The following is a 16,765-nucleotide window of genomic DNA, read 5'->3' as shown; positions in this document are numbered from 1 at the left end:
CCCGGTCGCCGACACGGCATGACGAGCGGCCCGCAGGGCCCCGCGGAGGCTACTCGCCCGCGGGCTCCTCGGGCCGCTCGGGCGCGTCGCCCGGCTCCTGCCCGTCGCCGTCCTGCTTCCCCGCGCTCTTCCCGTCCCCCGCACCGTGGCCGAGATCGTCCCCGGGGCCGTCCCCCGCGGCGTCGGCGGCCTCGGAACCGACCGCCTCGAACAGCTCGTCGGGAAGCTGCGGCAGGGTGGTGCCGCCCGGCGGGGTCACCAGGGTCGTCGCCTGGGGCCCCGCCGTCTCCGGCGTACGCAGCAGCGTGTCGGCCCCGGAGCCGCGCAGCTCCCGCACGATCGCCCCCGCGTCCACCCCGTAGCGCTCCAGCAGGCTGCGCGCCGACGTGCCCTCCTCGGCGAGCAGCGACGCCAGCAGGGCCGCGGCGGAGGTGGGCTCCTCGGGGTTGAGGTCGCCGGTCTCCCGCAGGCTGGCGAGGGTGCGGGAGGAGAACTCCGCCGGCTTCGGCTTGGGCATGCGCGCCAGCCTGCGCAGCGCCGCCCTGCCCTCCCTGCCCTGGCCTTCGAGCGCGTCGAGCAGCGCCGGGCTGCCCGCCACCGCGAACGCCTTGAGCAGCAGATACGTACTGATCCGTTCCCCGCGCGCCCAGGCGAGCAGCCGCGCCGTGTGGATGACGGCGGCGGCGTCCGCGCCGAAGCCGCCCAGGTCGAGGGAGCGCTGCGCCGAGTCCGCCGACGGCGGGTTCGGCAGCAGCAGGACCGCGGGCCTGATGTGGCAGCGCTCGAACAGCTCGGCGCAGGTGCCGCAGCCCGCGTCCACGAAGGCGATCGCGATGTCGTCGACGCTGATGGCACGCCGCCCCGAGGCGCGCACCAGCGACGCCGCCCCGTCCAGGACGCGGGAGATGGTGTCGGAGACCTTCACCGAGCTGTACTCGTTGTCGTCGTCCGCGGGCCCGTGCGAGCCGTTCACCCGGGCGCCCGGCAGCGCGTGCCCGTTGACCCGGCCGCCGCCCGCCCGCTGCTCCTCGGGCCCGGGGTCGTCGGCGCCGGTACGGGAGTCGAGCAGCCGCAGCACCTCGTCGAGGAGCTGGAAGCGCGCGGCGCCGACCCGGGCCAGGCCGCGCTCGCGCACATGGTCGTTCTCCAGCAGCGCCATCAGCAGGTCCGTCGAGGTGACCAGGGCGTGCGGGGCGCCGAACTGCCTGGCGTGCCGCATCACCTTGGCCGCGTCGGGCGTGAAGCGCTGCTCCTCCTCGGGCTCCGGCGCGTACGGCGCGGGCGCGGGGCGCGAGTCGACCGCGGTGGTGATGCGGCCCTCCGGGTCGCCGTACAGCACGAAGGAGGCCCAGGCGGTGTCGCTCTCCGCGGCGAGCCCGGCCCGTGCGCTGCGCATGGCGGCGCCCGCGGGGACCTGGTCCTGGAGCTGCCCGTAGAACTCCTCGGCGAACCTGAGCGCGCTGGCGTCCGCGACCGGCGCCCGCGTGCCGACGACCATCTTCGCGCCCATCACCATGAAGGACATGCAGGCGCTCATCGTCTGCACCGCCTCCGTGAGGGCGCGGGCGCCGGGCTCCAGGGTGGCCTGCGCGGAGGCGCAGCCGTTGATGAACACCACCGGCGGCGCGCCGATCCTGGCGAGCGGCCGCAGCGCGTCGGCGTTGATCAGCTTGCGGCCGTGCACCAGCAGCCCCGCGGCCTCGGGGGCGCCCGAGACATGTCCCGAGTAGTGGAAGAGGTCGTACGGGTTGGTATAGTCCGCCAGCTCGCCGACCACCCGGGCGGGGGTGGCGCTGCGTCCGGTCAGCACGGTGCACTCGACACCGCGCTCGGTCAGCCACTCGCTGATACGGCGGGTCTCCTCGCGCGCGGACTCCAGGTCGCCGAGGGTGTCGCCGACGACGAGGGCGCGCCGCACCCGGCTGCTGCTGCGGCCCGCGATCACGGAGCGGGTGACGGTGGCGCGGCGGCCCAGGTCGTAGGTGAGGCCGAGGAACTTCTCGCCGTCGTACAGCAGCTCCCACGGGATCAGGTGCTCGTTGCTGTGCACCAGCAGCGGGCCGTCCATCTCGCGCAGCCGCTGCACAAGCTCCGGCTGCCCGGTGTGCGAGAACAGGGTGTCGAAGAGCACCTGGCCGTCCCTGGCGAGGGTGGCCCACAGCGCGTCCCCGTCGCCCGATGCGCTGCGCAGGCTGTCGTCGATCTTCTCGCAGAGGCCCTTCACCAGGTCCTGGTTGACGCTGGCGGTGTGCTCCTGTTCGAGGGGCCCGGTGGCGGACTCGTCCCAGGAGCGCAGCTCGTACGCGTACTGGGCGGAGCCGAGGTTGGGCCGGGAGATGCGTACCTGCAAGGTCTTCATGTGGGGTCCCCCGCTTCTCGGTCCTTGGCTCAGTCCTGCCGGTGGCGCTCGTAGAACTGCGCGATGGCCTCGCTGGTCGCCCGGTCGGTCGGGTTGACGAGGGTCAGAGTCTCGCCCGCGAGGGTGATGACGACCTTCGTGACCCCGTCCTCGGACGACGTCGTCGGACGGTGCGACGCGGCGGCGGCGCGCACGGCGAGCCACTGGCGAATGCTCTCGACGGCGGCGACCAGGTCGGAGACCCCGGCGGCCAGCAGCGTCAGCACCTCCGCAAGCTCGCCGACCCGGCGCCCCGGCTCCGGCTGCCGGAAGCCGACCTCCTCCACGCTGGCGACCCCCGCCGCCGTCAGCGCGTGGTGCAGCTCCGCAAGCTCGGGCCCCGGGTCGGGGCCGTGCACCGCCAGCTCAAGCGTCGGGCCGCCCGCCGTGCGTTCTGTGTTCACAGCGCCTCCTGTGCACCGTCCGCCGCAAGACCCGCCGGGCTCCCGCTCCCACGCCCGCGGCCTCCGTACAGCAGCCTAATGGTTACCGTGAACCGCCCACGTCGGAAGCACAGTTGAACCTCGCCAGAACATCGAACAGGCCACGGCGGCGCGGCACGGCGTGGGCCTGTCCGCCCTACCGGTAGTTGACGAACTGGAGGGCGAAGTCGAAGTCCTGCCCCTTGAGCAGCGCGATGACGGCCTGGAGGTCGTCCCTGCTCTTGGAGCTGACCCGCAGCTCGTCCCCCTGCACCTGCGCCTTGACCCCGCGCGGCCCCTCATCCCTGATGATCTTCGCGACCCGCTTGGCGTTCTCCTGGGAGATGCCCTCCTCGACGGACGCGCTCAGCTTGTACTCCTTGCCGGAGAGCTGCGGCTCGCCCACGTCCAGCGTCTTCAGCGAGATGCCCCGCTTGACCAGCTTGGACTGGAAGACGTCGAGGATCGCCTTGACCCGCTCCTCCGAGTTGGCCTCCATCAGGACCTTCTCGCCCGACCAGGCGATGGAGGCGCCGACGTTCTTGAAGTCGTAGCGCTGCGAGATCTCCTTGGCGGCCTGGTTGAGGGCGTTGTCGACCTCCTGCCGCTCGACCTTCGAGACGATGTCGAAACTGGAGTCGGCCATGTCCTGTGGCTCCTTGTCTCCGGGAGGCACCGCTGCCTCCACCGGCGTCCATCGCGGCCCAGCCTAGTGGCGGTAATCCGGTGGCGAAGCACTCCCCGGCATCGGGTATCGTTTACGTCGTTGCCAGCCCCCCACCCGGGGGACCCACACGGCAACACCCCCCGGCGGTGTGCCCGAGCGGCCAAAGGGAGCAGACTGTAAATCTGCCGGCTCAGCCTTCCCAGGTTCGAATCCTGGCGCCGCCACTTGTTTGAAGGGGCCCGTGAACAGCGGAAACGCTGCTCGCGGGCCCCTTTGGCGTGGGGTCGGGTGTTTCAGTGTTGAACACCGGGGGGCGGTTCCCATTCCTGTACGCGGCCTCACGCGCACCTCCCCACCCGTTCCGCCGCCAGGCAGGTTCGGGCCATGGTTACTCGGATGGTGGGGCCGCCTATGCCGCACTTGATGACGTAGAACAGGAAGATGTTCGTCGAGGTCACGGCCAGGGCGTAGACCCACTCGTCGTGGAGCAGGTCCACATAGAGGAAGCTGCCGACGGTCACCACGGCCGTGGCGTAGAAGAGGGATGTCGGGACCCACTGCGAGAAGGAGAGGTAGCCGGTGATCTTGCTGTCGTCGGTGGGGACCGTGCTGAGGCGCAACTGGCGTGAGCGGGCGGTCACCGACCGTATGTAGGCGAGCGTGACGAAGTTGGCGAGCCAGGTCAGCCACTGGCCGATCGCGGAGTTGATCGGCCACCACCGAGGCTCGATCAGCATCGCCGTCATCACCAGCGTGCACGGCGCCAGCGCCATCAGCCGCATGACCGCCTCGGCCGCCAGGGCGATCCAGCTCGCCGAGCCGGCGCGTCTGCCGATGACCAGCGGTGTCAGGCCGGAGAACAGCATCTCGTAGTACTTCGGCGCCGCCAGTGCGTAGGAGAGGCCGACGAGGCGGGCCGGGAGGTTGGCCCGTAGGTCCGGCAGGTGGTAGTCGCTGTTGCGCCAGGTGTCGATCACCGGGAGCCCTTCGGGGTTGTGGCTGAGGTGCTGGATCAGCTCGACCACCTTGTTCCCCCAGTCGAGGTCCATGTCCCGCAGCAGCCACGTGACGACGGTGGTGTTGGTGATGGCCCAGGCCGCGGCGGCGAGAATCGACCAGGCGAACAGCCAGTTGGTGTACAGCATCCGGTTCACGCTCTGCTGCACACCCTGCTGTCGGCGCATCCGCCACAGCCGCCACTCACGCCCCGGGCCCCCGGCCAGCGGGCGCAGCAGCTCGCGCAGGGCCGACCAGCCGCTCTCGACCCGCAGCTCCGTCTCGTTCCGCTCGGCGGCCGTCACCATCTCCAGCTCCGCCAGGAAAGCGTTCTTCAGCGCGGTGAACGAGAACTCCTGGCCCTGGCCCGGCGCCTGGCCAGGGTCCTGGGCGAAGATGAGCAGCCGGCGCGCAGGACTGGCGTCGATCAGGTCTTCCAGGAGCCGGGCGAGCAGCAGGGCCCGCATATAGAAGATGTCGGGGACCACCCCGTCCCTGCTCGCCCGCCCGCAGCCGAAGAGGATCAGCAGATGGCCGAGCGAATAGAGGTCGGCCCGCGCGATCTCGGCGTCCCCGGCCCTGACTTCCGGCGCGATGAACGAGGACTCGACGCCGGTGGTTCCGGTGACGGCGTGGGTATGGAGGTAGTTGCGGCCGAGATCGATGAGCTTGAAGGAGCCGTCGGCGTCGGAAATGATGATGTTGGACGGTGTCAGGTCCGCGTGCACGCCCCTGACACCGCGGTGCAGTGGATCGTCCCCCGCTATGCGCTGAAGTTCCTCAAGGGCCTCGAAGAGCAGCAGCCCCCTCGTTCTCAGCCGGTCGAGCCTGAGGACCCGCACGTCCCCGGAGTTCTCCGGTTCCCGCGCCGCGTCGTCGTGAATGGTCTCGGCGAGGGTTTTCCCCCTGATGAAGTCCATGAGAATCCAGTTGTCGAAACTGGCCCACACATGGACGAGATGCCGTGACCCCGTACTCGCGGTGTCATAGGTCTCGGCATAGGCGCGGGTGGCCTGGGTGATGGTCCCGATTCTGGTGAAGGGATAGAGGATCAGTTTGAGGGCGAATTGCGGGAGGGTGCCGTGGACCGCCGTCGACGCGGTGCCGCGCAGGATTATCGAGGTGCTGCCGTGCCGGTGGAAACGCAGGCTGTCCCGCTCCACCGCCCGCCACTCCCGTACCGCCGCGCGGTTGTGTGCGTGGTCGGCGGGGCGCGGGCTGTAGACGTCGTAGACAGCGGCCGTCACCGCGGTCTGCTCCACCAGTACGCCGCAGACGCCGTCGCAGTCGTGCGTCAGCGCCTCGCTGCTGTGCGCGGGGTAGTCCGCGACCTGGGGGAGGGAGCGCCTGGCCTCGGATTCGGCGAGGCTCAGCAGCGTCAGCAGGAAAAGGCTCACAAAACCGAACAGCTCCGCGGAACCGGCCGGCTGGGGCGCGCTGCGCGCGGGATGGCCGAGGCACCACGTTCTCAGGAGCCCGATCGTGTCCGCCCTGCTGTTCAGGCCGAAACGCCCGTCGAAGGACCGCTCGTCCAGCGGAATGTCCTGGAGCATCCGCCGCCATATGTCGAGGCGTCTGGAACGCTGTCGCGCGGTTTCCTGCTGCCCGGCGGTGCCGCCCAGACTCAGCAGCCCGCTGACGCGTGAAAGGTGCTGTTCGCTATACCCCGTCAAGTCGCGTAACGCCGCTATCAGCCCGTCCAGCGTCGCGTTTTGGCGTTCCATCGGCAGTGTCCACCATCGTCAGTCTCGGCAGGGCACGGGAGTGTTCGGGACGGATCAGCTCTGCGGGCCGCTCCTCCGTGGCGCAGAACGCGATCTCGTAGGCCATGCGCGCGTTCTTGAGCAGCAGGTGATGGCCCATCTCGTGCCGTTTCAGCTCCGTCATCCAGGGCAGCGGGGCCAGGTCGAGGACGTACGTGGCTTTGTCGTCGGGGGCGGTGCGCACCCTGTGCAGCCAGTCCTGGTCGCGGCGCTTCTCGCGGATGGCCTCCAGATAGCCGCGGCCGAGACCGCGGCGCATCCGTTCGAGGTAGAGGTACGTGTACCGGTGCATCGGGGAGAAGCCGCTGCCCGCGGCGGCCCGCATCGGCCGGGTGCTCAGCGACAGCACATGTGTGCAGCCCTCCCGGACCGCGAGCCGGAACGGCAGCGCGGTCAGCACCCCGCCGTCGACGGCCCGTCGCCCGTCGGTGAGCCGGGCCGTGCCGGGCACGGCGATGGGCAGCCACGCGGAGGCGCGCAGCGCGGTCTTGAGGTCGTCGCGCGAGGCGAAGTCGCGCAGCACCACGGTCTGGAGGGCTTCGACGTCGGTGACGGGGATCGCCAGGTCGACGTCCGACCCGATGGCCGCCTCGTAGTCCAGCGGCTTGCTCTTCTCCATCACGTGGTCGAAGGCGTAGTCGAGGCCCAGGATGGGCAGCCGGCGCAGTGCGCGGGAGAAGTCGACGAACTGCTTGGTCGTCAGGTCGTCGTAGTAGATCGAAAGGTTGTACCAGGTCTCGCCCGCGAGGAAGTACGCGCCGTTGATGCCGCCGGACGAGCAGCCGTAGACGACGTCGAAGGCGTTCTTGAACCCGTAGTCCTCAAGCTCGCACAGCATCGCCGCGGAGATCACCCCGCGCATGCCGCCGCCCTCGACGGCCAGCGCCACCTTGGCCCCGTCGGTCCGCCGCCCCGGCAGGCTCCCGGAGTCCCGGCGGGCCCGGAGGACTTCGAGCACCGGGTGCGCCGGGTCCCAGTGGACAGGCGTGTCTCCTGTCGCCATGGCAGGTATGTCCCCCTACAGCCATCGTCCGATTGCCGTCCACGGCACACCACTTGAGCCGCGTACCGGCGCCGCGTCCCCCGCACTCTGCCAGACCGGGACCCGGTACGGGCCCCGATGACCGAAGAACGCCCACGGACCGCCCAGGAGCCCCGTGGGCCCCGGGGGGAGACACGCCCTCAGGGCTTGTAGGCGACGCCCCCGTACATGGCGATGTCCTCGTCGTCGATGGCGGCGATCTCCGCCGGGTCGCGGCGCCACTTGTGCATCTGGACCACGCCGGGCTCCTCGATCTCCAGACCGTCGAAGAAGCGCTCGGCCTCGGCGTGGGTGCGCCACTTCAGGGGCTCGCCGTGGTCGGCGTACTGCTGCGCGACCCCGGCGAGCAGCTCGGGCGCGAAGTCGTCGGTGGCGATACTGATGGCGACCCAGCTACCGGAGGGCAGGATGTCGACGAGCTGCCTGACGACGCGGCGGGCCTCCTCGTCGTCGAGGATGAAGTGGACGACGGAGATGATCGTCAGCGCGACCGGCCGGCTCAGGTCGAGGGTGTCGCGCAGCTCGGGGGAGCCGATGATGCGCGCGGGGTCGCGCATGTCCGCGTCGAGGTAGCTGATCGTGCCCTCGGGGCTGCCGTCCATGAAGGCGCGCGCGTGCGCGAGGACGATCGGGTCGTTGTCGACGTAGACGACGCGCGAGCCGGGGTCGACGGCCTGGACGGTCTCGTGGAGGTTGGGCGAGGTGGGCAGGCCCGTACCGATGTCGAGGAACTGGCGTACCCCCTTCTCGGCGGCCAGGTACCGCGCCGAGCGGTGCATGAACGCGCGCCCCTCGCGCATGTGGACCCGCAGCGACGGCCAGATCCGCAGCGAGGCGTCGCCCACCTCGCGGTCGACGACATAGTTGTCCTTGCCGCCGAGTATGTAGTCGTAGACCCGTGCTCCATGGGCCTTGTGGGTCCCCAGCCGGTCCTCCGGCACGGCCCGGCCACCCTCGCCCAGCGACTCGCTCATACCCGTCCTCCGACATCGCCCAACAGCCCCAACAGGCTCTTTCAACACCCTAACAACATGCGGCAAGTTGGAGACCGGCCCGGCGCGCCCCGCTTCCCGCGCGCGGCCGTGGGCCGGTGCCGCGCGCGGGGGGTCCGTGCTCAGCCGTGGCTGACCGTCAGCCCGTAGAAGCCGACCTTCGCGCCGTTCGTGGTGCTGTCGGAGGACGACTGGTTGTACGAGCCCGCCTTGAAGTACTGCTTGTACTGGTTGAAGGACGACGGGATCGCGTAGTGCGTGGTGCTGTCGTTGACCGTCAGGTCGATGGTGTTGCCGCCCGAGACGGCGATCGTGTAGCTCCACGTCTTGCCGAGGGACACATGGCCCACCGTGTGGGTGGTCTGGCCGCCGTCGGGCGAGTTCTCGGTGCCGACGACGATGTCGCCGTTCGCGTGGTAGTACAGCTCCACCAGCGGCTTCGTCGACGAGCCGCCGGAGCCCAGGTGGATCTGGCCCACGCAGACGTTCTGTGTCACCGACACCACCCGCAGCGTCGCCCTGAGCTGGTGGCTGCCGCCGAGTGACCAGTCGGCGGCGGAGCCGTCGCGGTTCATCTCGCGCAGTTCGGAGCGCGCGTAGTTGGAGTTCGGGGTGGTCACGCCCTTCTCCGGCGCCCAGAACGTCATCGCGCCGTCCCGGGTGTCCGTGTAGAAGTACGCGTCCTGGAAGCCGTCCGCGCCCTGGAGCCGGGAGGACGGGATGGTGGTGGGGGAGCCGGGGTTGCCGACCGGCTCCTGGAGTTCCCACACCGAGAGGTCGAAGTTGCCGCCGGGCGCGACGTCCGGGTCCGCGAGCAGCCGGGCCCCGGTGCGGGGGGTGTCGGCGGCGTCGGCGGAATGGGGTGTGGCCGGTGTGGCGGCGGGGGCCGCGGTGGCGAGGCCGCAGGTGGCGATGGTGGCGGCGGCGAGCAGGGGGAGCAGCTTGCGTATGCGCATGGAGGTGCCTTCCCATTGACTCGGTGGGGGGTGGGGCGCGCCCGGGCGGTGGGGCCGCGGGGTGCGCCTCGACGACATGGGATTTACGTACATGAACACCATGTGTGCATGTGAACTGCTCGCCGACGGTAGCGGGCCGGGGTGGGGGCGTCAATGGCCCGGACCAATGGCCCGGGGCGGTCGGCCTCCCGGCGTGCCCCGGCCCCCTCAGCCCCGGCAACTCCCTCGGCTCAGGCCGCCTCCCCCGCCGCCGTCACCGCCGCCTGAACCGGCGTCGTACCGCTGATCAGCTCCAGGGTCAGGCCCGCAGTCGCCGTGGAGCCGAGGAGTTCCGCGATGACCGCCGCGACGTCGTCGCGCGGGACCGCGCCGCGGCCCGTGGACGGCGCGAGGTTCACCAGACCCGTACCCGCGTCGTCGATCAGACGTCCTGGGCGCAGGATGGTCCAGTCGAGTCCGGTACGGGCCCTGACCGCCTCGTCCGCCTCACCCTTCGCACGCAGATACGCGTCGAAGACCTCGTCCCCGCGGTGCCCGGGGTCCGCGCCCATCGAGGAGATCACCACGTGGCGCCGCACCCCCGCCCGCTCCGCCGCCTCCGCGAACAGCACCGCGGCCCCACGGTCCACCGTGCCCTTGCGCTCCACCCCGCTGCCCGGGCCCGCGCCCGCCGCGAACACGGCGCCGTCCGCGCCGTCGAGCACGGCCCTGACCTCCTCGGGCGACGCCGACTCCAGGTCGCACACGAGCGGTTCCGCGCCCGCGGCGCGCAGGTCGCCCGCCTGCGCCGGGTCGCGGATCAGGCCCGCGGGCGTGTCGCCGCGCGCGGACAGCAGGCGTTCGAGACGGAGGGCGATCTGACCATGTCCACCAGCAATGACGATGCGCATACAAGCGACCGTACGCCCGGCGCCGCACCGCCGCGCCGAGGCACGGCCGCGGGCACCCGCGCTCGCGCGAGCGGCGCAACCCCGCTCACGAGGGCCCCTGTTGGTGCGGCAGCCCCGGCGCCTGGGCGGCGGGCACCGGCCAGTCGCAGTACTCCCGCACCGCGCTGGTGCGCGCCACCACGCGCCCCCGGTGCACCACCACCCTGCTGTACGCGAGCGACAGCACCCCCGCGAGGCCGTCGCCGCGCACCGCGAGCAGCTCCGCCGGGAAGCCCGCCTCCACCCGCACCCGCGGCAGCCCGAGGACCGCGCGGGCGGAGCCCGCCACCGCGTCGTACGCCTCCCTGGGGCGCAGCCCCGCCTGCGACGCCAGCAGGAACGCCGCCTCCAGCGGGTCGCCGCGGCCCACCGGGTTCGCCGGGTCCCGCAGCGCCCCGCCGCCCGCCGCCACCCGCACCCCCGCCGCCCGCAGCAGCCGTACGGGCGCGCTGCCGCGCCGCTCCACCGCGCCGCAGCCGCCCTGCGGCAGGCAGACGACGTTCACCCCGGCCGCCGCGAGCTGCCGCGCGACCCGTGTCGCCGCGTCCCCGGGCAGCCGGGACAGGCCCGCGCAGGGGCCGATGGTCACCCCGGGGCGCAGCCCGCCCGCCATCGCCGCCAGCCGTGCGAGCCGCGCCGGGTCGTCCCCGTCCGTGTGCAGGTCGACCGGGCAGCCGTGCTCGGCCGCCACTTCGAGGACCGTCTCCACATAGCCGCCGGGGTCGGGATCGGCGTCCGGGCAGCCGCCCACCACCGACGCGCCCATCTTCATCGCGTCCCGCAGCATCGCGAGACCGTCCGCGCCCGCCGCCCCCGTCAGCAGCCTGGGCACCGCCACCACCGACAGGTCCGCAAGGCCCCGCAGCACCCGCTGCGCCCCCAGCGCCGCCTCAAGGCCGCCGAGCCCCTGGACGCCGCCGATCCTGGCGTGCGCGCGCAGCGCCGTGGCGCCGTGGCCGAGTTGGAGCAGCGCCGCCTCCGTGGTGCGCCGCAGCACGTCCGCACGCTCCTGACCCACCGGGCCCCCGGCGTCGGAGGTGAGGGCGCTCTCGCAGTGCGCGTGCGGCTCGGCGGGCGCGGGCAGCAGCAGATAGCCGCTCAGGTCGAGCCGGGCGCCGCCGGGCCGCACCCCGAGGCTGCCCACCGTGCCGACCGCCTCGATACGGCCGCCGGCGAGCCGCACGTCGACCAGGCGGCCGTCCGGAAGCCGGGCGCCGCACAGCAGCAGGCCGCCGCCGTGGCCTTCGCCGGGCGCGCGCGTGTCCTCGCGGCCCTCGGCGCCGTGGGAGTGGGGCCCCCGCGGCTGACTTTCTGGCATCGCGCTCCTGAGTGGTCCGGGGCGGCTGCGCTGGTCGGCGGGGCACGCGGTCACGCAGCGTGGGGACGAGCCTAGGCCGAGCTTCCGGCGGCATCCGGGAGGAGCCGAATAGTCATACCGGTGTGGTGCGTACGGGGTGACGGACAGCGCACACGGTGGTACGGGGCTCGTACACCCGTCTCGCGCGCGGGCGCCGCGGCGCCGTGGCGCGGCCGTTCACGCCGTGGCGGCAGCGGTTCTCCGAGGGCCGCGAGGGGGCGTCGGCGGGCCGCGCGGGACCCTTGGGGAAGGCGGGGAGGACCTGGGACGAGTCCCGCGAAACGGATTTGGGCGAACGGCGGGCGACCGTGTAATGTCTTCATCGCTCGCCCCAATAGCTCAGTCGGCAGAGCGTCTCCATGGTAAGGAGAAGGTCAACGGTTCGATTCCGTTTTGGGGCTCTGGTGTGCAAGAGATCTCCTCCGTCCTCGTGGCGGGGAGCACTTCGGCACATCGCAGCGGTGTAGCTCAGTCGGTAGAGCAAGCGGCTCATAATCGCTGTGTCACCGGTTCAAGTCCGGTCACCGCTACTCCTGGTAGCCGATTGCGGGCTCGGTCCTTCGATCGGCTACTCTTTTCTGCGTTCGTACGTTTTATTCATCCGTTCGTCAAGGAGCACTCACGTGGCTGCCACCGACGTCCGCCCGAAGATCACGCTGGCCTGCGTGGAGTGCAAGGAGCGGAACTACATCACCAAGAAGAACCGGCGTAACAACCCGGACCGTCTTGAGATGAAGAAGCACTGCCCGCGCTGCAACGCGCACACCGCACACCGCGAGACCCGCTGATCCCAACTCCGCGCGACCGCCCGGGTCAGGCGCTCACCGCACCACCACCCGGGTCAAGCGCCGAGCAGGACGCAGAGCCGAGGCCGTTCCCCGCGGGGGACGGCCTCGCGCCGTATCCGGGCACGGACGGGCGGGGGAGAGGGGGGACGCCGGGCGGCTCCGGCACCGTCCACCGCACCTCGCCTCGTGCGGCCGCAGCCCGCGTACTAGCGGCGGGGCGCAGGATGGCGCGGGCGTCATGGCCGTGGGGGCGGTGGCGGTGCCGGTGGGGCCCGGTGGGGCCGCGGGCGGTTGCAGAATTTCACAGGTCCGTGGGTGTCCCCACCCGCGGATACACAGGTTCACAGCAGGAGGTGTCCGGCGCATGGCGCTCGACCAGTCCTTCGTGGGGCGTACGTATCCGCCCACCGATCCGTACGAGGTCGGACGGGAGAAGATCCGCGAGTTCGCCGAGGCCATCGGCGACGCCAACCCCGTCTACACAGACACGGAGGCCGCCAGGGCGCTCGGCCACCCCGATGTGCTCGCGCCGCCCACCTTCGCGTTCGCGATCACCTACAAGGCCGCGGGGCAGGTCGTCGACGACCCCCAACTCGGCCTCGACTACAGCAGGGTCGTCCACGGCGACCAGCAGTTCGCGTTCACCCGCCCGGTGCGCGCGGGCGACCGGCTGACGGTCACCACCAGCATCGAGGGCATCAAGACCCTCGCGGGCAACGACGTGCTGAACGTCCGCGGCGAGGTCCACGACCAGGCCGGGGACCACGTCGTGACGGCCTGGACGAAGCTGGTCGCACGCGCGGAGGAAGAGGAAGAAGAGGGCGATGGGGAAGGCGGGGGCGGTTCCGGTGACCTGGCCGGCGCTCCCGAGGCGGCCGTCGCCTCCGCCACGGCCGACACCGTCGACGCGGCCGACGCCACGAACGGGAGGGCCTGACCCATGGCAGCGACGGTCGCGTACGACGCGGTGGAGGTGGGCACCGTGCTGCCCACCCGCACCTTTCCGGTGACCAGGGCGACCCTCGTGCGCTACGCGGGCGCCTCGGGGGACTTCAACCCCATCCACTGGAACGAGAGGTTCGCCAAGGAGGTCGGGCTGCCCGACGTCATCGCGCACGGCATGTTCACCATGGCCGAGGCCGCGCGCGTCGTCACCGACTGGGTGGGCGACCCCGGGGCGCTCGTCCAGTACGGGGTGCGGTTCACCCGGCCCGTGGTCGTGCCCGATGACGGGACGGGGGCGGTCATCGAGGTCGGCGGGAAGGTCGCCGTGAAACTCGACGACCGCCGCGTCCGGGTCGACCTGCTGGCCATGTCGGCGGGACAGAAGGTCCTCGGCATGTCCCGCGCGGTCGTCCAACTCACCTGACCGGCAGGGGCGGGCGCCCCACACAACCCCGCCCGCCCCTCTCCTCCACCGCCCCGTCTCCGCGCACCGATCCCCGATGCCTGGCCCCGCCACACGGCCTCCGATGCCTGGCCTCAGGACGCACGGCCCTTGATGCATGGCCCCGCCCGATGTACGGCCCCGATGTAAGGCCCCCGTACACGGCCCTCGACGCCCGGCCCCGATCTCCCGGCCCCCGCGCCCCGCGACCCCGCGCCCTCTGCCACCTCCCCGGCCCCCGGCCCGCCAGCCCTGCCCCCAAGCCCCTCCCACCAGACCCCCCGCCCCCCGGTTGACAAAGTTAGTGCTCAATCACTAACTTTGCATGCATGGTCAGAATGAGTGCGGAAGAGCGACGGGAGAGTGTCGTGCGTGCGGCCCTCCAGGAGTTCGCCCGGGGTGGCTACAACGGCACCTCGACGGACGCGATCGCCAAGCGTGTCGGCGTGTCGCAGCCGTACCTGTTCCGGCTGTTCCCTGACAAGAAGGCCATCTTCCTCGCCGCGGTCGAGCGCTGCATCGCGGAGATGAAGGGGCTCTTCGAGAAGGCCGCCGAAGGGCTTGAGGGCGAGGAGGCCCAGCACGCCATGGCCAGGGCCTATACCGAGGCCGTGGTCGAGGAGCCCCAGTGGCTGCTCATGCAGATGCACGCCTTCGCCGCCGTGGCCACCGCGGAGGAGAGCGGAGACCACGAGTTCGGCGCGGTGGTCAGGGCCAACTGGGAGGACCTGTGGGACACCGTCCACATCCCCCTCGGCGCCGAGATCGACGAGACGACCGCGTTCATGGCGTACGGCATGCTGATCAACTGCCTGCTCGCCATGGGCTTCCCCCCGGAACACCGGCTCTGGGAGGGGCTCAACGCCTCCGCAAGAGCCACCCGCCCCTTCGGCAACTGACCCGCCGGCCCCGCTCCGCCCGCCGACGGACACACGTACAGCGCCGCCACGCCGGTTCCGTCGGCACCCCGTACCCGCTCCTGGGCGCCTCCGCGTGCCCAGGAAAGTTAGTAATCGATAACTAATCGGCAAACACTCCCTCCTTGGAGAAAGCGATGAGCAAGGCCCGGCACACCACTGCCGCCGCCATTTGGGCGCTGGTGATCACCAGCGCAGCGGAGTTCATGGCGGCGCTCGACAACCTCGTGGTCACCACCGCGCTGCCGTCCATCCGCAAGGACCTGGGCGGCGCGCTCGAAGACCTGGAATGGACGGTCAGCGCCTACACGCTGACCTTCGCCGTCCTGCTGATGCTCGGCGCGGCGCTCGGCGACAGGTTCGGCAGGCGGCGGCTGTTCATCTTCGGCGTCGCGCTCTTCAGCGTCTCCTCCGCGGGAGCCGCCATGTCGGACGGCGTCGGCCAGCTCGTCGCGTGCCGTGCCGTCCAGGGCGTCGGCGCCGCGATCATGCTGCCGCTCAGCCTCACCCTCCTCACCGCGGCCGTCCCGGCGGCGCGACGTGGCCTGATGCTCGGCATCTGGAGCGCGATCAACGGCCTGGCGGTCGCCGCGGGCCCGCTCATCGGCGGCGGCCTCACCGAGCACATCTCCTGGCACTGGATCTTTTGGCTGAACGTCCCGATCGGCGTCATCATCCTGCCGCTCGCCGCCCTCAGGCTCGCCGAGTCCAAGGCCCCCGACCCCCGCCTCGACGTCCCCGGCACCCTGCTCGCCAGCGCCGGCCTCTTCGGCATCGTCTACGCGCTGGTCAACGCCAACACCGACGGCTGGACCGACAACCTCGTCCTCACCGGCCTGATCGCGGGCGGCGCGCTCCTGGTCTGCTTCGTGGTCTACGAGCAGCGCGCCGAGCGGCCGATGCTGCCCATGCGGCTCTTCCGCATCCCCGCCTTCACCGGCATCAACGTGGCGGGGCTGCTGATGTTCCTCGGCATGTTCGGCTCGATCTTCCTGCTCAGCCAGTTCCTCCAGAACATCCAGGGCTACACGCCCACCGAGGCGGGGCTCAGGATGCTGCCGTGGACCGCCATGCCGATGCTGGTCTCGCCGATCGCCGGCTACCTCACCGACAAGATCGGCGGCCGGGTCGTCGTGGCCACCGGCATCGCCCTCCAGGGGCTCGGCCTCTGGCTGGCCGCCATGGAGGTGGGCACCGACGCCTCCTACGTCTCCGAACTGCCGTCCTTCATCGTCAGCGGCCTCGGCATGTCCCTCTACTTCGCGCCCGCCGCCGACCTGGCGATGACCAGCGTGCGCCAGGAGGAACAGGGCATCGCCTCCGGCGCCAACAACGCCATGCGTGAACTGGGCGGCGCGATCGGCATCGCGGTGCTGTCCACGATCTTCTCCACGTACGGCAGCTACGCCACGCCGGACGACTTCGTCGACGGCCTGGTCCCGGCGCTGTGGATCGGCGGCGCCGTCGTCGTCCTCGGCGCCCTGACCGCGCTCATCGCGCCGACCCGCCGCAAGCTCGCGGCCCAGGCCGCCGCCGCGGCCCAAGGCGCCCCCGCGGGCGAGAGCGGGAACGCCCCGGGCGACCGGGCCCCCGCCGGGGTCTGACGCCCCCCGAAAACGCCTCGGCCCCCCTACCCCGCACTGGGGGGTCGAGGCACCTTCGCGTCCCGGCGCCTTCGCCAGGGGCTGGGACCGTCGCCGGGGGCCGTGCCCGTCGGGGGAGCCCCCGCTCGGAGCCCCCCGCTCAGGCCCCGTTCAGTGGCTGATCAGCCAGGAGACCCGCTCGTAAGACGCGATGTGGTATGCGATCAGCACCCCCGCCAGCACCATCGCGGGCAGATGCGCCCCCGCCACGTACAGCAGCGCGGCCCCGCCGAACAGGACGAGCAGCTCCAGTACGAGACGGACCGGGCCCGCGGTCGAGACGACGGTGTCCCCGGAGCGCGACTCGTCCCCCGGGGTGGCGAACACCCCCCAGAGCACCGCGACCACCACGGGCGCGACGACCACGCCCACATAGCGCATGGCGCCGGGCGCGGTCTTCCACGCCCAGTACGCGAAGCACGCGAGTGCCACCAGTTCCAGCAGGAACCGCAGGCCGAGCATCGCCGGCGAGTAGGCGAGTGCGGTCTTCATGGGTGTCTCCTCGGTG

At 71.6% G+C, this 16,765-nt stretch carries 14 protein-coding genes, 3 tRNA genes and 1 pseudogene; 8 read left to right on the top strand and 10 right to left on the bottom strand.

Going from position 1 to position 16,765, the window contains the following annotated elements:
* Nucleotides 1–49: 49 nt before the first annotated feature.
* The 3 genes from ACIBIW_RS03975 to ACIBIW_RS03965 all read right to left on the bottom strand — a co-directional run bounded on the left by ACIBIW_RS03975 (nucleotide 50) and on the right by ACIBIW_RS03965 (nucleotide 3,466).
* A complete protein-coding gene (locus ACIBIW_RS03975) occupies nucleotides 50–2,359 on the bottom strand; it encodes a CHAT domain-containing protein (protein ID WP_399331589.1) in 2,310 nt (769 codons plus the stop codon).
* 29 nt (nucleotides 2,360–2,388) lie between these two features.
* Nucleotides 2,389–2,802: a hypothetical protein gene (locus ACIBIW_RS03970; RefSeq protein ID WP_399331587.1), complete on the bottom strand. Its 414-nt coding sequence runs from the start codon at nucleotides 2,800–2,802 to the stop codon at nucleotides 2,389–2,391.
* A gap of 175 nt (nucleotides 2,803–2,977) precedes the next feature.
* Nucleotides 2,978–3,466: a YajQ family cyclic di-GMP-binding protein gene (locus ACIBIW_RS03965; protein WP_399331585.1), complete on the bottom strand. Its 489-nt coding sequence runs from the start codon at nucleotides 3,464–3,466 to the stop codon at nucleotides 2,978–2,980.
* Between the two features lie 163 nt (nucleotides 3,467–3,629).
* On the opposite strand from ACIBIW_RS03965, the gene ACIBIW_RS03960 reads away from it, so the two are divergent.
* A tRNA-Tyr gene (locus ACIBIW_RS03960) sits at nucleotides 3,630–3,711 on the top strand.
* Nucleotides 3,712–3,825: 114 nt separating this feature from the next.
* Here the strand turns inward: ACIBIW_RS03960 and ACIBIW_RS03955 are convergent.
* The 6 genes from ACIBIW_RS03955 to ACIBIW_RS03930 all read right to left on the bottom strand — a co-directional run bounded on the left by ACIBIW_RS03955 (nucleotide 3,826) and on the right by ACIBIW_RS03930 (nucleotide 11,483).
* On the bottom strand, nucleotides 3,826–6,207 hold the full coding sequence (locus ACIBIW_RS03955) for a hypothetical protein (RefSeq protein WP_399331583.1): 2,382 nt from the start codon (nucleotides 6,205–6,207) through the stop codon (nucleotides 3,826–3,828).
* The gene (locus ACIBIW_RS03950) at nucleotides 6,143–7,249 is read right to left on the bottom strand and encodes a patatin-like phospholipase family protein (protein WP_399331581.1); all 1,107 of its coding nucleotides are present in this window, start codon (nucleotides 7,247–7,249) and stop codon (nucleotides 6,143–6,145) included. Before ACIBIW_RS03950 ends, ACIBIW_RS03955 begins: the two co-directional genes overlap by 65 nt.
* Before the next feature lie 179 nt (nucleotides 7,250–7,428).
* On the bottom strand, nucleotides 7,429–8,262 hold the full coding sequence (locus ACIBIW_RS03945) for an SAM-dependent methyltransferase (protein ID WP_399331579.1): 834 nt from the start codon (nucleotides 8,260–8,262) through the stop codon (nucleotides 7,429–7,431).
* A gap of 140 nt (nucleotides 8,263–8,402) precedes the next feature.
* The gene (locus ACIBIW_RS03940; RefSeq protein ID WP_399331577.1) at nucleotides 8,403–9,236 is read right to left on the bottom strand and encodes a polysaccharide lyase family 7 protein; all 834 of its coding nucleotides are present in this window, start codon (nucleotides 9,234–9,236) and stop codon (nucleotides 8,403–8,405) included.
* A 230-nt stretch (nucleotides 9,237–9,466) separates the two neighbouring features.
* The gene (locus ACIBIW_RS03935; RefSeq protein WP_399331575.1) at nucleotides 9,467–10,126 is read right to left on the bottom strand and encodes an SDR family oxidoreductase; all 660 of its coding nucleotides are present in this window, start codon (nucleotides 10,124–10,126) and stop codon (nucleotides 9,467–9,469) included.
* 85 nt (nucleotides 10,127–10,211) lie between these two features.
* Nucleotides 10,212–11,483 carry an amidohydrolase family protein gene (locus ACIBIW_RS03930; protein WP_399331573.1) on the bottom strand — a complete coding sequence of 424 codons (1,272 nt, stop codon included), beginning with the start codon at nucleotides 11,481–11,483 and terminating at the stop codon, nucleotides 10,212–10,214.
* 367 nt (nucleotides 11,484–11,850) lie between these two features.
* Here ACIBIW_RS03930 and ACIBIW_RS03925 point away from each other — a divergent pair.
* The 7 genes and pseudogenes from ACIBIW_RS03925 (at nucleotide 11,851) to ACIBIW_RS03895 (ending at nucleotide 16,218) form a co-directional block, all read left to right on the top strand.
* Nucleotides 11,851–11,923, top strand: a tRNA-Thr gene (locus ACIBIW_RS03925).
* Between the two features lie 56 nt (nucleotides 11,924–11,979).
* Nucleotides 11,980–12,052 (top strand) — tRNA-Met (locus ACIBIW_RS03920).
* Between the two features lie 93 nt (nucleotides 12,053–12,145).
* Nucleotides 12,146–12,310 carry a 50S ribosomal protein L33 gene (rpmG, locus tag ACIBIW_RS03915; protein ID WP_003948671.1) on the top strand — a complete coding sequence of 55 codons (165 nt, stop codon included), beginning with the start codon at nucleotides 12,146–12,148 and terminating at the stop codon, nucleotides 12,308–12,310.
* A gap of 364 nt (nucleotides 12,311–12,674) precedes the next feature.
* Nucleotides 12,675–13,121 (top strand): annotated as a pseudogene (locus ACIBIW_RS03910) (MaoC family dehydratase N-terminal domain-containing protein); the annotation flags it as partial.
* A 129-nt stretch (nucleotides 13,122–13,250) separates the two neighbouring features.
* Nucleotides 13,251–13,679: a MaoC family dehydratase gene (locus ACIBIW_RS03905; RefSeq protein WP_399331571.1), complete on the top strand. Its 429-nt coding sequence runs from the start codon at nucleotides 13,251–13,253 to the stop codon at nucleotides 13,677–13,679.
* A gap of 347 nt (nucleotides 13,680–14,026) precedes the next feature.
* On the top strand, nucleotides 14,027–14,596 hold the full coding sequence (locus ACIBIW_RS03900) for a TetR/AcrR family transcriptional regulator (RefSeq protein WP_399331569.1): 570 nt from the start codon (nucleotides 14,027–14,029) through the stop codon (nucleotides 14,594–14,596).
* 155 nt (nucleotides 14,597–14,751) lie between these two features.
* On the top strand, nucleotides 14,752–16,218 hold the full coding sequence (locus ACIBIW_RS03895; protein WP_399331915.1) for an MFS transporter: 1,467 nt from the start codon (nucleotides 14,752–14,754) through the stop codon (nucleotides 16,216–16,218).
* A gap of 150 nt (nucleotides 16,219–16,368) precedes the next feature.
* On the opposite strand, the gene ACIBIW_RS03890 is transcribed toward ACIBIW_RS03895, so the two are convergent.
* Nucleotides 16,369–16,749, bottom strand: a complete 381-nt coding sequence (locus tag ACIBIW_RS03890) for a YrdB family protein (protein ID WP_399331567.1) — start codon at nucleotides 16,747–16,749, stop codon at nucleotides 16,369–16,371.
* Between the last annotated feature and the right edge of the window lie 16 nt (nucleotides 16,750–16,765).

This window comes from Streptomyces sp. NPDC050560 (assembly GCF_044457285.1).
In the GTDB taxonomy this organism is placed as follows: Bacteria; Actinomycetota; Actinomycetes; order Streptomycetales; family Streptomycetaceae; genus Streptomyces.
The sequence above is the reverse complement of the archived record's forward strand: the minus strand, read 5'-3'. Positions and strand labels throughout refer to the sequence as shown.

Excerpts from the sequence above, each read along its gene's own strand:
- ACIBIW_RS03975 (WP_399331589.1), bottom strand. The coding sequence starts at position 2,359 with ATGAAGACCTTGCAGGTACGCATCTCCCGGCCCAACCTCGGCTCCGCC.
- ACIBIW_RS03965 (WP_399331585.1), bottom strand. The coding sequence starts at position 3,466 with ATGGCCGACTCCAGTTTCGACATCGTCTCGAAGGTCGAGCGGCAGGAG.
- ACIBIW_RS03955 (WP_399331583.1), bottom strand. The coding sequence starts at position 6,207 with ATGGAACGCCAAAACGCGACGCTGGACGGGCTGATAGCGGCGTTACGC.
- ACIBIW_RS03950 (WP_399331581.1), bottom strand. The coding sequence starts at position 7,249 with ATGGCGACAGGAGACACGCCTGTCCACTGGGACCCGGCGCACCCGGTG.
- ACIBIW_RS03945 (WP_399331579.1), bottom strand. The coding sequence starts at position 8,262 with ATGAGCGAGTCGCTGGGCGAGGGTGGCCGGGCCGTGCCGGAGGACCGG.
- ACIBIW_RS03940 (WP_399331577.1), bottom strand. The coding sequence starts at position 9,236 with ATGCGCATACGCAAGCTGCTCCCCCTGCTCGCCGCCGCCACCATCGCC.
- ACIBIW_RS03935 (WP_399331575.1), bottom strand. The coding sequence starts at position 10,126 with ATGCGCATCGTCATTGCTGGTGGACATGGTCAGATCGCCCTCCGTCTC.
- ACIBIW_RS03930 (WP_399331573.1), bottom strand. The coding sequence starts at position 11,483 with ATGCCAGAAAGTCAGCCGCGGGGGCCCCACTCCCACGGCGCCGAGGGC.
- ACIBIW_RS03905 (WP_399331571.1), top strand. The coding sequence starts at position 13,251 with ATGGCAGCGACGGTCGCGTACGACGCGGTGGAGGTGGGCACCGTGCTG.
- ACIBIW_RS03900 (WP_399331569.1), top strand. The coding sequence starts at position 14,027 with ATGGTCAGAATGAGTGCGGAAGAGCGACGGGAGAGTGTCGTGCGTGCG.
- ACIBIW_RS03895 (WP_399331915.1), top strand. The coding sequence starts at position 14,752 with ATGAGCAAGGCCCGGCACACCACTGCCGCCGCCATTTGGGCGCTGGTG.
- ACIBIW_RS03890 (WP_399331567.1), bottom strand. The coding sequence starts at position 16,749 with ATGAAGACCGCACTCGCCTACTCGCCGGCGATGCTCGGCCTGCGGTTC.